The sequence below is a fragment of the Flammeovirga sp. SJP92 genome, assembly GCF_001583495.1.
Taxonomy (GTDB): Bacteria; Bacteroidota; Bacteroidia; order Cytophagales; family Flammeovirgaceae; genus Flammeovirga.
Genome location: NZ_LQAQ01000093.1, coordinates 572,066 through 585,413, shown reverse-complemented (window position 1 = coordinate 585,413; position 13,348 = coordinate 572,066). Strand labels below are relative to the sequence as shown.

Below are 13,348 nucleotides of genomic sequence, written 5' to 3'. Positions count from 1 at the left end.
AAAGGTCTAATTTTCGTGGAAAGTTAGTCCTTTCATCCCTATAAAGGAAAAAAGACATCATTCTATGTCGAGCTAAGGAACATGGAAATGATTTAATTAATCAAACCATACAAAACTGTACTTTTCCAGTTTGCATCTGTGCCAATTGATCACATGCCCTCTCCGTCAAATTCAAAACTCTTAAATATCCTCCAGAAGTTGGAGCATCAGCCATCATAATGATGGGAATTCCAGCACTCGTAATTTGCATTGTACCTTTGACCATACCAGAAGAGATTATTTCTTTTTTATTTCCTAAAGGAATTGAATCGCCTTCTAATCGATAACCAATTCGATTGATATTTTTGCCTATGGTGTAGGTAGAGGATAATAATTGCTTTTGGCTTTCGGATGGAAGTTTATCCCATTCTGGACCGGGTAGCGTTTCAAGAACAACTTGTTGAGGGAAACTTTGAGGTTTAATGACACTAAAACTATTGGTGAGAATATTAGGGTTGATAATGCTAATACTATCTCCTTTTTCTAATTTCCTTCCTTTAAATCCACCAAACTTTGCTGGTAGATATGTAGCACAGCTATCATAAGTTTTAGGAATATCCAATTGACCGCAAATAGCTAGATAGCCATACAAACCCTTTTGAGCAAAGCCAATACTTAAAACATCATCAGTAGTAAGTGTGATAATTTTACCTTGAGAAACTATATGGTTATTTAGTTTTAGTTCCATATGTGCTCCATAAAATGCAACTGAAAACTCAGTGTTTGCTTTGATGGTGCAACCTACTTGACAGCATTCTAACAGAGCAGAGTTTGGAGTATTACCTACCAACGAATTGGCAATTTGAGCTGAAGACTCATCCATAAAACCAGATACAGGAATTCCTTGATCTTGTACTCCATACCTTCCTCCATCTTGAATGGTCGTCATTAACCCTCCTTTTATGATTTCAAAACTCATTTTGTATTCTTTAGTTGGTGAAAAGTATCAAGGTCGATGGGCTTGAATTTGATTTGATCACCCATTTGTACGAGTGGTTTTTCGTTGACTTGGAAAATGGGAAGGGGAGTTTGCCCTATGATCTGCCACCCTCCAGGAGTCGCTGAAGGATAAATTCCCGTTTGCTGATCTGCTAAACCTACAGCTCCGGCAGGGATTTGAAGTCGTGGTGTTTTTTTTCTAGGTATAAATAACTGAGGATTTAAGCCACCGAGATACATAAAGCCGGGAGAGAAGCCTAACATATACACTGTGTAATGAGGAGCAGTGTGTAAATGAATAATTTCATCTATTGCTATATTTTTTGATTGTGCTACTTCTTCGATATCCAACCCTAAAGAACTGTCATAGCAAACCGGTATCTCCACCACTTTTTGATCTGCTGTAGTATTGGAATCAATTTCTAAGTTTTCAACTTTTTCTTTTAAAGCATCAAAAGAAGTCACCAAAGGATCAAACATTAATGTGATAGAATTATAAGCCGGAGAAATTGACTTTATACCATCAATAGAAGAATGTAAAAGGTGTTTGTAATAATTTTTTACCTGTTGATGAACTGGAATGGAAATGATGTTTTCAAACTGAATAATTAAACTCTTTTCCCCAAATCTTTTTACTTCTATCATAAGACTGATTTAATATGAATAGAATTGTCTGTTAGTTTTTTTTGCACGAATTGAATTAATTCTAAAGCTTCAGGAGTATCTCCATGGAAACAAATACTGTTTGTTTTTAATGCAACTAATTTTCCATCAATGCTTTCAAGTTGACCTTTTTCAATAGTACTCTTGATTTGTAACCAAACGTCCTCATTGGTATGAATGATGGCACCGACCTCCCTTCTTGATACCAATTTTCCATCAGAAGTATATCTTCTATCTGCAAAACTTTCTTTTATAAAATGGATTCCTTGCTTTATGCATAAGGCTTCCAGCTTTGAACTAGGCATTCCCATTATAGCTAAATTCTTGCTTACTGCTTGAACTGCTTCAACAATGATCAATGCAGTAGTTTTATCAACCATGGCTTTATTGTACAAGGCACCATGTGGTTTGACATAACTTACCTTTACTTTTTCCTCCTTTGAAATTTCAAGCAAGTCATTTATTTGATTCATTAATGACAACTTTAATTTTTGATCTGAAATAACGATCTCTTTTCTTCCGAAGTTTCCCTGATCAGGATAAGACGGGTGAGCACCCACATTCACATTATATTTTTGAGCTAAACGTAATGTGATTTTCATACTTTCTTTAGTGCCTGTGTGTCCTCCACAAGCAATGTTACAGGAGGAAACAATTTGAAGCAGTTGTTCATCATAAGGAAAACCTTCTCCTAGGTCCGCATTGAGGTCTATTGTTTTCAAGTGTAGAAGAGTAATATTTGTTGAGCATGCAAAATACTTAATTATCTGAATTTTGGGTAAAAAATAAACCACCTCAATTGCTTAAGGTGGTTTAGTATCAAATTATAAATGATAATTTATCTTATGAATTTATAATTACTAGTAATTACATCTACCTGCTTATTAGTACTCCAATCAAATTCACGGTTGATAATAGATTGAGCGATAATTTCATTATCAGACATAGTGATAATTTTAATACTACCAGAAGCAATTGTTCCATTGACTTCTGTTTGAAGAATTAAATTATCTCCTTCAATTTCCCAAGTATAGTCAGTAAGAGTAGCTTGATTGGTCACAGTATAATCTACCTCACCATTTTCATCATAACTAACCAAGTCAGCTGTGCCACTTACTTGTAAAGTCTTGTCATTTCTAAAATCATAAGTGATATTAATGTTTTGATATTCAACCCTTCTTGGGTCTTCCTTTGTTACCCTATCGTCAAAAATTAATTCAGTCTCTTGAATTAATTCAAATTCTTGTAACTGCCATTTTCCTACAATTGGATGAATATTTTCTTCTTCTGTAGAACATGAAAATAAGCTTAATACCAGAGTAATTAAGCATAAGATTGAAGTTTGTTTTAGCATTTCAATAGTATTTTAAAAACTAAAAAAATAAATAGTTTGTCGTTAGTGAAGACTAGCGTGAAAATTTCATAGTTACTTCATTCCTTAAAATATAAGGCCCGTCAAAACTATCAAATTCAAAATCAGTCACAATGGTCTTAACTAATTTGTTGCTTGTTAATTCTGTGATTGTCCAAGTCTCTTCAAAGAAACCGCCTTCTATCACAAAACGTAACTTACTCATGTCTTCGTTGGCCTCCCAATAATCTGTTCTTTCCACTAAAATATTTCTAGATGCGATAGTTTGATTTCCATCCTCATCATACTTTACATTGTCGTAAATACCATCTACAACAAGAACATTATTGTCCATGAACTCATAAGTCATATCAATATTTTCACCAACCGTTGTTGTAAAACTATTCAGTTCCTCGGCTGATTCATAAATGTAACTTTGAGTAGACGTGATATCTGTTACTTGCCACTTGCCTTTGATAGGGTCTTGTACTGTTTCGTCTTCTGAACAAGAGTATAAGGACATTACTCCAAGAAGTAGGAGTAAACGTAAAAAATAGGTTTGCTTCAACATTATAAGTGTATATAAAAAAATTAAAAAATAGATTGCTTTTCTATGTCATCAGTTTTAATTGAAACACAAAGATATATCTTTTCTATCATTAATAATATTCTTTATTGAAATGGCTGGATATTTATAACAATTCTAAGATGCTCTTGGTTGAATGATATCTTTTAGTCACCTATGAAATTTTGAATAAAAGAAAGTACTGTGACATGTATTAATGTTTAGTGAAAAGCATTCAAATACAACGGTAATAGTAAAACTTACATTGATTTATTACATATAAAAAACTGATTAATGAATGGATGTTTTTATAAATACCCGTATTATAGACTATTTTTTGTCTGGTTTTGTAGTGAATCGATTACATGTACTAAAAGAATGTAAATATCCACAATATCAATTTTTCCGTGTAAAGAGCAGAAACCTAATTACATGAATTACTTTTTTACTATGAATTACCAGAGATTTACCCATCTATTATTTCTTATCATTCCTTTTTTATTTATTTCTTGTTTTGATGAAATGGAAGAGGTTGAACAAATTGATATATCTAAAAATGTAGAAGGACAGTATATTATTACTGGATTTCAATATGAAGGTGTAGATATTGTAGATCCTTTATCTGAAGATGAAGTAGGCAATAGTTATATTTCAGTGATTAGAGATAACGAAACACAAGTAACAGTTCGATTGGTTTTTAATACAGATGAAATACAGTTTTCTTGGAGTCTTTCAGGACAAAATGTTGTAGTACTTCAAGACTCAGAGTATGCTTATCAAATACAGCCTGGGTTGACAAGTCTTAATAATCTTCATTTAAATATTACAGCTGACGGTCGATTAAAAGCGGAATTTTCACCTTATCTGCAGCCTAATATAAAAGCGATTTATGCTTCAAAATAGAAGAAGCCGTCTACTTAGCATATTGTAAATAGACGGCTACAATGTCGGTCGGTTTATTTCATTTTAAGGTTAGATATCCATTTTTTTCCATCCTTCTTCTTCAAGAAGGTTAGAAACTTTTTTCTCTAACTCTTTCAGTTTTTCAGGTGCTCCATAATAATCCTTGATAGTATATAAGGAGTCATTGGTTAAAAAACTGATATAAGTGGTAGGAAGGTCAGTAACTTTCGATGTATATTCTTTTTCAAAAGAAGAAAAATTAGATTCTTCAAATGCTTGAATCAAGGCACCGTATTGAGTGTCACTTAATTCAAGAGCATATTTACCTTCGAATTTAAGATTACTTTTGGCCTCCAGTACAGCTTTTTTAGAGTTATATATTACAATGGAATATTGAGGACAGTTGCCTCTGCAACTTGTTTTCGACATCTTGATCATCTCCATTTCTTCCACTTGTTGACTGGTTGTTTTTACACAAGAGAAAAATGAAAAGAAGATGAGAAGAGTGAACAGTATTTTTTGCATAGTCTTAATTTTTGATGACTTTAAATGTTTTACCGTTATCTAGTGTAATAAAATAGACACCTTTAGCTCCATCTAATACCAATTCAGTACTAAAAGTCTCAGCCTTGTAAGTTCCTTTTAGTTTACCGGTGATATCACGAATGGAGATATTTTTAACGGTGTTGGCTTGATAGTCAATGTTGATCAGTCCGCTGGTTGGGTTAGGACCAAGTGTTATTTTCTGCAGATCATCAAAAACACTGGTTACAGAACCCTCTACCTTTTTAGCTGTGATTTTATAAGTGGCGTCAACATCACCATTAAATACATCATCATTTCTGGTGATTACTATAATTTTATATTCATATTGATCAGGGTTGTCAATACGAATAATGTGATCCGATGAATCTGATTTCACTTCAGCAGTATTGGTTGTTGTGTTGAATAAAATTATATCCATCACCACGTCGTCATCTTCATCTGCGGTTAACTGAATATCTATGCTGTCAGCATTACTGGATTGGAAAAGTAGATAATCTGCAGATAACCTATTCAATCTGTCATTACCATCTGAAGAGCTGTTATGCTCTACTGAAGTGGCACTACCTCCGTTTAAACTGATTGATTCTTCTACATAAATGGGCCCGAAATCTTTATATAAGAAAGTATAGGAATCATTATCACTTGAATAAAGTTCTCTAAGGTATGTTCTGTATTTTGCAGCGTCTTTGAAAGTGTAATCTTCATTCAAGTCTGTATCAGCAGAGAGCAGGCCCATAGCTACTCGAAAGGCTCTATTAATAGTATTTAAATCTACTTCAAACAGGTTTTCAAACTCATCATCAAGAAAACTGTAACCTGAATCATCAGAAGTATACACTACACCTCTTTCTAAAATTTTTCTGAAGAAAGGATACGTCTGATCTTCTAGGTTTTCATAAACAAGTTGGAAAAATAACCATCCACTATACCATCTTGAAGCCTCATCAGATTCGTTATCTATATTGTACTCACCATAGTTCAGTGCATAATCTGGTTTGGCAAGTGATGTGAGATATTGAAAGTTATCTGTAAGATCTGGATAAATTCTTTTTTCTTCCCAAGCCCCTTTTGCTTCCAAAAACCAAGTTGGGAAATTGTAGTTATACCCAAAGTCAATCATATGTGAGAGTTCATGTGCTAAAGTTACTTTTAGGTTTTCTTCTTCAGTACCATTGAAGTCCTCATAATTGTTTCTCAAATTCATGTGAGAGGTGTAAGAAGCTTTCTCAACAATAGTTGTCGCACTATTGTCACCTAAATTATTTTCGGGTGCTACTGTTCCGTAAACGCCGGTTTCTAAATTATAAATATAAATGTCGGGTTTGTCAGAACCACCTAAGCCACTATCAGCAGGAGGTGCATTGAAGCCTCTGTCTTGAATGTCAATTTTGAATACATTGTCCGAAATTGTAGCTACTAGATCAATATAATCAGGAATATCATTATTGTTTTGATCTGTGGCATCCACGGCATCACTTCCAGTGGTAGTATAATGAATTGTAAAATACTGAGATTCATAAACTTTAGGACTGTCATATGTGTGACGGTCTGCCGATGTGCTAAAAGCCGCTTGTGTCTTGGCATTTAGGCGGTCCCAGTTTCTGTGAGCTTCCAAATAGAGGGGAGTTCCACAATGCCTTGTGTCGTGGTGATGTGCTCTGTGAGAGGAGTGATTGTTTTGTACTTTCTGGAGTTTTGCTAACAAATACTCAGAATAGGTGTCGTCTTGTGCTAACAAAATCTGAGCAGGCAAAACGAGTAATAAAGTGATAAAAATCTTTACCATAATTTAATAACAATTGAGTGTAAGATGAGCTTTAATAATTTATAAAATGAGGCTGTTGCATTAGTGAATTATAGGTCTAAATAATATATAACGACCATAATTGAATGACTGCAACAGATATTAATTTTTAATATGTAATAGCACTGAGAATTATTTTTTTCTGAACCATAAATAAGAAACGTATTCATTTCATAACAAAAGTTTCTATTTGGTGCATTTAACTTTATGAACTTGAGTAGATTTTATAGTGTCTATGATGTGTTATATGATATGCAATTTTAAGATTTAAACATAAAAAAGCCAACTTTTTTGAAGTTGGCTTTCTAATAATTGAATAATATTTTTAATAATCTTAGTCTCTGCTTGATCCGCCGAAGAAACGTAACAAGTATAAGAATAAGTTGATGAAATCTAAGTATAAACTTAATGCACCTAAGATTGCCATTTTTTGTGCTGATTCTCCATCTGCAATGGCATAGCTCATTTCTTTTAATTTTTGAGAATCATAAGCAATTAATCCTACGAAAATTAAAACACCAACTGCTGATGAAATCCAGTAAAGCATTGAGCTTCCAATAAAGATATTGACAATCGACGTTAAGATTAAACCAAATAAAGCCATAATCAGAAGGTTGCCCATTGATGTAAGGTCTTTTTTAGTTGTTAATCCATAAATACTCATACCGATAAATGTACCTGCCGTAATTAGAAATGTAGACCCAATATTAGCTAAAGGATAAACATAAAAAATTGTAGACAAGGTCACACCTGTCAGTCCTGAATATACCATGAATAATATTGTAGCAGTTGCCGATGACATTTTATGAATTCTTGCACTTAAGAAAAATACTAATCCAAATTGTGCAATAATTAAAATCCAGAAATTGTTGGTCACTAATGGCATATTGGATGCATTATTCGCTACAAACATTGCTACGAAAGCAGTAAGTAAAAGGCCACCGCTCATCCAACCATAAACTTTTGTCATAAATGAACTTTGAATACCTGCTATTTCTTTGTCCGATATATGACTGCGTTGGAACGCATATTCTTGTTGTCTCATTTTAGGTAATATTTTAAGATTTTCTGTTAATCGTTGGTGATTTAAACGAAATATTAAACGTTAGTGTTTCGGGGTACCATAATTTCTTGCACCAAAAATGGCACTTCCAACACGAATCATTGTACTTCCTTCTTTAATAGCTATTGGAAAGTCGCCACTCATCCCCATAGAAATTTCAGAAAGTTCTACGTTCTCTAAGTTATTAAATTTCTCTTTGAGTTCAGTGAAAAGCGTCTTTAAAGATGCAAATTCTTTATGCACTTGCGTTTCATCAGAAGTGTTAGTTGCCATACCCATCACACCTACAATTCTGATATTTTTCAAAGCATGAAATTCTTCTGAGGATAAATACTCTGTTATTTCCTCTTTAGAAAAGCCAAACTTTGTTTCTTCTTCAGCAATAAAAATTTGAAGTAAACAGTCAATCACTCTATCATTTTGAGCTGCTCTTTTTTGTACTTCATTGAGAAGTCTAGGGCTGTCAATAGAATGGATCAAAGACACAAATGGGGCAATATATTTCACCTTATTTCTTTGAAGGTGTCCAATCATATGCCATTGAATATCTTTTGGTAAAACTTCATGCTTATCTACCAGTTCCTGCACTTTATTTTCACCAAATATTCTCTGATCAGCATCATAAGCTTCCTGCAGCATTTCTACAGGCTTTGTCTTGCTTACTGCTACCAATTTACAAGAAGTGCCTTCCAGTTTTTGTCTGAAAGAATTAAGATTTTCTGCTATAGATGACATAATTATTTCTTTTTGATAATTAGCATAAATAAGAAAGTAAGGAACATTCCAAGAACCATTAGGCCGATTGCTTGGTCAATAGCCAAAACACCTGCCGATAATTCCTCTACACCTTTAACATTTTCTTCATAACCGGCTTCTCCTAAACTGTCAATAATAACAGATTTACCCTCTATAAGTATAATTTTTAAATCGGCTTTATGACGTTCAATAATGGCCTGTCCAATCCCTTTTGTACTTAAGACAACGTAAAGTAAAAGTCCATAAAGTGAGGAAGCAACAGCATTTAGAGTGATGCCTATTAAAATTCCCTGTGGACCTTTCATTTTACCATCATTGAGTTTGAGACGGAAATAGGTCATTGCTCCCGCAAAGAAGAGACCGTAAAGAGGGAAGTTAATATTTTTCCATCTTCCAAATGAGTTGAGATTGAGCCCATGCAGTACCAATACATATCCAATGCAGACTAAAGCGGCAATTACTCCGGCAATAGCTCCAACCTTAAATAAATCAGGTCTTAAAAATTTTAACTTAGGTGATTGTTCTTGTTCTTTCATAATTCAGTCTTAAGGCTACAAAAGTAGTATAAGATGTAGGAAGTAGGAAAGAAAGAGGAGAGTTATTGTTTGGTATTTTTGATTTTTTAGAGGCGGATGATCAATAAGGTAAAGTCATCATCCATGGCTTCTTTGCCCATGAAGTTATAAACATCCAATAAAATCTTATTGGCAATCACTTTCAATGGCTCGTCTTTATTCTTCTCTAAGATAGCTTTCATGTAATCATAGCCGTATTCATCTACACCATTTTTACTTCTCGCTTCAGTGATACCATCAGTATATAGAATCATTATATCACCAGGCTGGTAATGGATTTCGTGATTGTGGATGAATTTTTTATATGAGTTATTTCTAACGATGCCCAAACCTAGTCCTCTGTTGTCAAGGAAGGTGGCCTCATTGGTTTCATTGCTATAATATAAAGTAGGGCAGTGGCCGGCTCTTGCATAATCCACCTTTTGCAATTCAGTGTTGATATGAAGATAAGTGGCCGTAATAAAAGTATCTCTTTGAATACAACCTGTCAATGCCGCATTGGCTTTAGTAAAGAACTCATCTGGTTTTATACCTTCTTCACGGGCCAATGAATGATAAATGCCTTTCATTTGAGCCATATTGAAAGCGGCCTTAGGTCCTTTTCCTGATACATCTGCAATGATAAAACTTACTTCATTGTCATTGAGACGGTGCATGTCATAATAGTCTCCCCCAACCACAATGGCGGGCTCCCAAGTAACATAAACCTCAATATTCTCATTGATTTCCTGTTTCTTAGGCATCAATGCTTCCTGCGTTTGTTTGGCAATCTGCATACTGTTTTTGTACACTTCATTCTTTACCGCATTAGAAAGGAGGTCAAGGTTGAAAAGTGCAATTCCGGCTTGAGCAACATAGGTGTTGACCGTTGATTGCATTACAGAGTCAATGGCATTATGAAGGCGTTTCACTAATACCAAAGAACTTTTGACTTCACTATCTACAATAATGGGCAGGGCAATGATTGAACGGTAATTTCTATTGACATTCTCCTTACGGAAATAGGGTTGGAAATTCAGTTTGATAGGCTGTGATCCATTGTATTCCGCATCTTTCAGATCTTGATTGACAATCAGAATATCTTCTTTATCGATTCCGTAAATGACCTTCACATTGAATTCATTGTCAATGATCCATCCAGCGTCAGCTTGAATACTTTTCAGTGAACTATGCAATAATACTTTATAAACATCAGTGTCCTGTTTACCATCCCTTACTGCCAAGCTCAAGTCCCTGAAACTACTTATTTCTTGTTCCTTTTTCTCAAAAACAGAAGAGGTTGGTAAGCTAAAAAGCATGAATAACGCAGCGGATACAGCATACACAAATACAAAAAGGAAAAGTGTAACTGGGAATAAGTTCTTGATTAGATCATCACTGATCAAAGACTGCTCATAAAAGTAGAATCTGAAGCTTGCGACAAAATAACTAAACGCCAGCATGATGAAAGCCAGCTTGAAAATGCCTTGTACTTTTTGTTGGAAATTGAGATGTGGAACCCACCTTACATTAATTGAAATCATTAAAATCCAAATGATCAGAAATGCAATTGGGATTTTGAAATAAACATCATCAATAGTTCCAATTCTGACAAAGTGAGCCAGCATTGTCAATCCCAAAAAGATTTCAAATGCAAGCCATGTATAATGTGTAAACTGTGTTTGTTCGAATAAAATTAATTTCTTCCAGGTGACAAAAGTACTGATTAACAGTGTCATCAAAAGGGAAAATTCAATATGGAAGAAAATAGCGTAGAGGAAAGGGAGATTGTATTTTAATTCATCTCTGAGCCATGTCAGGAGAAGATTTACCCCCATGGAGAGTAAGGTAGACAGTAATGCAACAACAAAAATCTGCCATAATAACCCCTGAAAATCCCGTTCTTTTGGCTGAAAATAAAGCCATATCAAAAAGTAAGAAGAAATAATCCAGATATTCAGGATCAAACCTTTTACAAATGAAGGGAATGGGGCATGGGCGATATTGTAATCAGTGAGGTATTGTTCACGAACACCAATCATCAACAAGAGTATCCAACTGACAATACTAGCAATAGTACTGATGCGTTTAATGCTCTTGTAACTGAACATATCATTTATTTTTGCTGCCTTATTAATAATAACTGTCTTTTTAAATTAAAAATACTTGGTATAATATGTGCCTACCCTAAAAAAGCATATTATATTAGCAAACTTAATATTCTAGAGTCACTCTAGTTGAAGTTAATACAAATATAACCGACTAATTGTGCTTTTTCTATCTTTAGAGTGACAATATTAAACTTAGATATAAATGCTTGATTTTTTTACAACAAGCCGTAGTGATTAAATTAGAAACAAATATATATAGAACTCCCATTATAGCACTGTTCATTAAGGTGATTTTTTTTACCTTTTTGTTATCATTAACTCAACCAGTTTGTGCACAAAATGATCTGCTACTCACCGGACTGGATCAATATGACGCTGATACTGTGGGGTATGTTCATATCAATAAAATCAACTTTGTTGGTCTCAATAAAACTAAGCCACAGATTATCAACCGAGAGCTTGATATTAAGGAGGGCGGTCTTGTGCCCAAAAAAAATATAAAACAATACATTACCACCGAAAGAAATAAAGTTTTCAATACCCAGCTTTTTGAGACTGTGGATGTCATGGTGATAGAAGTGCAAGAGGATTCCATCAACATAGAATTCATTATGGTTGAAAGGTGGTATACTTGGCCTGTGCCGCTTCTGGAATTGGCAGATAGAAGCTTCAATGAATGGTGGAATAATAGAGATGCAGACCTTGGAAGAATCCAATATGGACTAGACTTTAAACAGCGTAATATGCGTGGGCGTAATGAAACGTTGGATGTATTGATTAAATTAGGTTTTTCAAGACAGTTCAGTGTCGGTTACTCATTTCCTTATATTGATAAAAAACAAAAAACCAGCCTTTCTTTTTCAGGAACTTTTAAGGAAGAAACAACCGTAGCCTATAAAACTGAGGACAATATTTTTGTGGAAGTGGAAAATGACACAGAAGTGTTGAGAAGGTCATGGAACGGTGTGGTCAACTTTGGTAAGAGATACGGTTTTTATGATCATCATAACTTCTCTCTTCGATTTGATCATGATCAAGTTGCTGATACAGTGGCAATGTTGAATCCAGATTTTTTCTTGGATGGAAGAACCCGACTAAGATATTTTTCACTTGGATATACTTACACAAGAGATAAAAGAGATATTACGAGTTATCCACTCAATGGATATTACGTGAAGCTAGGATTAGAGAAAATGGGATTAGGTATTTTCGAAGATCTTAACGCAGTGGTGATGGAGTGGTCAGCGTATAAATTCTGGTCTTTAGATAAAGTGAAAAGACTCTATTACTCATTAGGTTTTGCGGGTAAATTAGGTTATCCAGATAAGATGCCTTACAACAAAATGAGAGCAGTGGGATACGACAATTTATTTGTAAGAGGCTATGATAACTATGTGATTGATGGGCAAAATGCTGTGATTCTAAAGAATGAATTGAAGTTCAGAGCATTATCAACAGCATTTAATTTCCAGAATATCATTAAATCAAAACATGCGAAAAGAGTTCCAATAGATATTCTTTTTAAAGCATATATTGATGCTGGGTACGTAGATTTCCCAGAGGTAAATCCTTCCAACGCATCATTAACCAATACACCATTGTTAGGATATGGTTTTGGATTGGACTTTGTGACTTTTTACAGCTCAGTTATAAAGTTTGAATATTCGTTCAACAGACATGGCCGGGGTGGTGGTTTCTATCTGTACTACCTCGTAGACCTTTAACCCATATTGCAGTCGCAGTCCTCCAGACAAGAAATAATATTCACTACTGACTTTTCTTTTAAAGAGTAATAAATATTCTTTCCCTCCCTTTGAGAAGATAAAATACCTTTCAGTTTCATATTCGATAAATGATGAGAAGTCAAAGATTGCTCACAATTCAACTTTGAACAAATCTCACTTACAGAAAGACGGTTGGTACAATCCAATAATTCTAATATTCTTAGTCTAACGGGATGTGCAATGGTCTTTAAAATAAAAGCTGCTTTTTCAATCTTGTCGTGTTCCATAGAAAACATTTATATGTGATGGAAAACACAAATATACAGACTT

At 34.3% G+C, this 13,348-nt stretch carries 14 protein-coding genes; 2 read left to right on the top strand and 12 right to left on the bottom strand.

Going from position 1 to position 13,348, the window contains the following annotated elements:
• Positions 1-100: 100 nt before the first annotated feature.
• From AVL50_RS23110 to AVL50_RS23090, 5 genes are all read right to left on the bottom strand, one after another.
• On the bottom strand, positions 101-958 hold the full coding sequence (locus AVL50_RS23110) for a biotin-dependent carboxyltransferase family protein (RefSeq protein WP_062618879.1): 858 nt from the start codon (positions 956-958) through the stop codon (positions 101-103).
• Positions 955-1,623 (bottom strand): 5-oxoprolinase subunit PxpB, encoded by a 669-nt coding sequence (pxpB, locus tag AVL50_RS23105; protein WP_062618877.1) that lies wholly within the window; start codon positions 1,621-1,623, stop codon positions 955-957. Before pxpB ends, AVL50_RS23110 begins: the two co-directional genes overlap by 4 nt.
• Complete coding sequence (gene pxpA / locus AVL50_RS23100; RefSeq protein WP_062618876.1) at positions 1,620-2,363, bottom strand: 5-oxoprolinase subunit PxpA; 744 nt, start codon at positions 2,361-2,363, stop codon at positions 1,620-1,622. The genes pxpB and pxpA overlap by 4 nt, the downstream gene beginning before the upstream one ends.
• Positions 2,364-2,479: 116 nt before the next feature.
• Positions 2,480-2,995, bottom strand: a complete 516-nt coding sequence (locus AVL50_RS23095; RefSeq protein WP_062618874.1) for an LptA/OstA family protein — start codon at positions 2,993-2,995, stop codon at positions 2,480-2,482.
• Between the two features lie 52 nt (positions 2,996-3,047).
• Complete coding sequence (locus AVL50_RS23090) at positions 3,048-3,515, bottom strand: hypothetical protein (protein ID WP_172826906.1); 468 nt, start codon at positions 3,513-3,515, stop codon at positions 3,048-3,050.
• Positions 3,516-4,007: 492 nt separating this feature from the next.
• Here AVL50_RS23090 and AVL50_RS23085 point away from each other — a divergent pair, with 492 nt between their 5' ends.
• Complete coding sequence (locus tag AVL50_RS23085; RefSeq protein ID WP_157491500.1) at positions 4,008-4,460, top strand: hypothetical protein; 453 nt, start codon at positions 4,008-4,010, stop codon at positions 4,458-4,460.
• 69 nt (positions 4,461-4,529) lie between these two features.
• On the opposite strand, the gene AVL50_RS23080 is transcribed toward AVL50_RS23085, so the two are convergent.
• The 6 genes from AVL50_RS23080 to AVL50_RS23055 form a co-directional block, all read right to left on the bottom strand.
• Entirely contained in the window at positions 4,530-4,985 is a 456-nt protein-coding gene (locus AVL50_RS23080; RefSeq protein WP_062618868.1) for a DUF6438 domain-containing protein, read from the bottom strand.
• A gap of 4 nt (positions 4,986-4,989) precedes the next feature.
• Positions 4,990-6,792 carry a T9SS type A sorting domain-containing protein gene (locus tag AVL50_RS23075; RefSeq protein ID WP_062618866.1) on the bottom strand — a complete coding sequence of 601 codons (1,803 nt, stop codon included), beginning with the start codon at positions 6,790-6,792 and terminating at the stop codon, positions 4,990-4,992.
• Between the two features lie 352 nt (positions 6,793-7,144).
• Complete coding sequence (locus AVL50_RS23070) at positions 7,145-7,855, bottom strand: Bax inhibitor-1/YccA family protein (RefSeq protein ID WP_082795970.1); 711 nt, start codon at positions 7,853-7,855, stop codon at positions 7,145-7,147.
• 60 nt (positions 7,856-7,915) lie between these two features.
• A complete protein-coding gene (locus tag AVL50_RS23065) occupies positions 7,916-8,608 on the bottom strand; it encodes a YggS family pyridoxal phosphate-dependent enzyme (protein ID WP_082795969.1) in 693 nt (230 codons plus the stop codon).
• Positions 8,609-8,610: 2 nt separating this feature from the next.
• A complete protein-coding gene (locus AVL50_RS23060; protein ID WP_062618864.1) occupies positions 8,611-9,165 on the bottom strand; it encodes a hypothetical protein in 555 nt (184 codons plus the stop codon).
• A gap of 86 nt (positions 9,166-9,251) precedes the next feature.
• Entirely contained in the window at positions 9,252-11,294 is a 2,043-nt protein-coding gene (locus tag AVL50_RS23055) for a PP2C family protein-serine/threonine phosphatase (RefSeq protein ID WP_082795968.1), read from the bottom strand.
• A gap of 305 nt (positions 11,295-11,599) precedes the next feature.
• On the opposite strand from AVL50_RS23055, the gene AVL50_RS23050 reads away from it, so the two are divergent.
• Positions 11,600-13,018: a BamA/TamA family outer membrane protein gene (locus AVL50_RS23050; protein ID WP_157491499.1), complete on the top strand. Its 1,419-nt coding sequence runs from the start codon at positions 11,600-11,602 to the stop codon at positions 13,016-13,018.
• Here AVL50_RS23050 and AVL50_RS23045 read toward each other — a convergent pair.
• Positions 13,015-13,305, bottom strand: coding sequence for a helix-turn-helix transcriptional regulator (locus tag AVL50_RS23045; protein WP_216639079.1), 291 nt, complete (start codon positions 13,303-13,305; stop codon positions 13,015-13,017). The genes AVL50_RS23050 and AVL50_RS23045 overlap by 4 nt on opposite strands.
• Between the last annotated feature and the right edge of the window lie 43 nt (positions 13,306-13,348).

What these genes read in the sequence shown, in the direction of transcription:
- AVL50_RS23110 (WP_062618879.1), bottom strand. Translation starts at nt 958, where the DNA reads ATGAGTTTTGAAATCATAAAAGGAGGGTTAATGACGACCATTCAAGAT.
- pxpB (WP_062618877.1), bottom strand. Translation starts at nt 1,623, where the DNA reads ATGATAGAAGTAAAAAGATTTGGGGAAAAGAGTTTAATTATTCAGTTT.
- AVL50_RS23095 (WP_062618874.1), bottom strand. Translation starts at nt 2,995, where the DNA reads ATGCTAAAACAAACTTCAATCTTATGCTTAATTACTCTGGTATTAAGC.
- AVL50_RS23090 (WP_172826906.1), bottom strand. Translation starts at nt 3,515, where the DNA reads ATGTCCTTATACTCTTGTTCAGAAGACGAAACAGTACAAGACCCTATC.
- AVL50_RS23085 (WP_157491500.1), top strand. Translation starts at nt 4,008, where the DNA reads ATGAATTACCAGAGATTTACCCATCTATTATTTCTTATCATTCCTTTT.
- AVL50_RS23080 (WP_062618868.1), bottom strand. Translation starts at nt 4,985, where the DNA reads ATGCAAAAAATACTGTTCACTCTTCTCATCTTCTTTTCATTTTTCTCT.
- AVL50_RS23075 (WP_062618866.1), bottom strand. Translation starts at nt 6,792, where the DNA reads ATGGTAAAGATTTTTATCACTTTATTACTCGTTTTGCCTGCTCAGATT.
- AVL50_RS23070 (WP_082795970.1), bottom strand. Translation starts at nt 7,855, where the DNA reads ATGAGACAACAAGAATATGCGTTCCAACGCAGTCATATATCGGACAAA.
- AVL50_RS23065 (WP_082795969.1), bottom strand. Translation starts at nt 8,608, where the DNA reads ATGTCATCTATAGCAGAAAATCTTAATTCTTTCAGACAAAAACTGGAA.
- AVL50_RS23060 (WP_062618864.1), bottom strand. Translation starts at nt 9,165, where the DNA reads ATGAAAGAACAAGAACAATCACCTAAGTTAAAATTTTTAAGACCTGAT.
- AVL50_RS23055 (WP_082795968.1), bottom strand. Translation starts at nt 11,294, where the DNA reads ATGTTCAGTTACAAGAGCATTAAACGCATCAGTACTATTGCTAGTATT.
- AVL50_RS23045 (WP_216639079.1), bottom strand. Translation starts at nt 13,305, where the DNA reads ATGGAACACGACAAGATTGAAAAAGCAGCTTTTATTTTAAAGACCATT.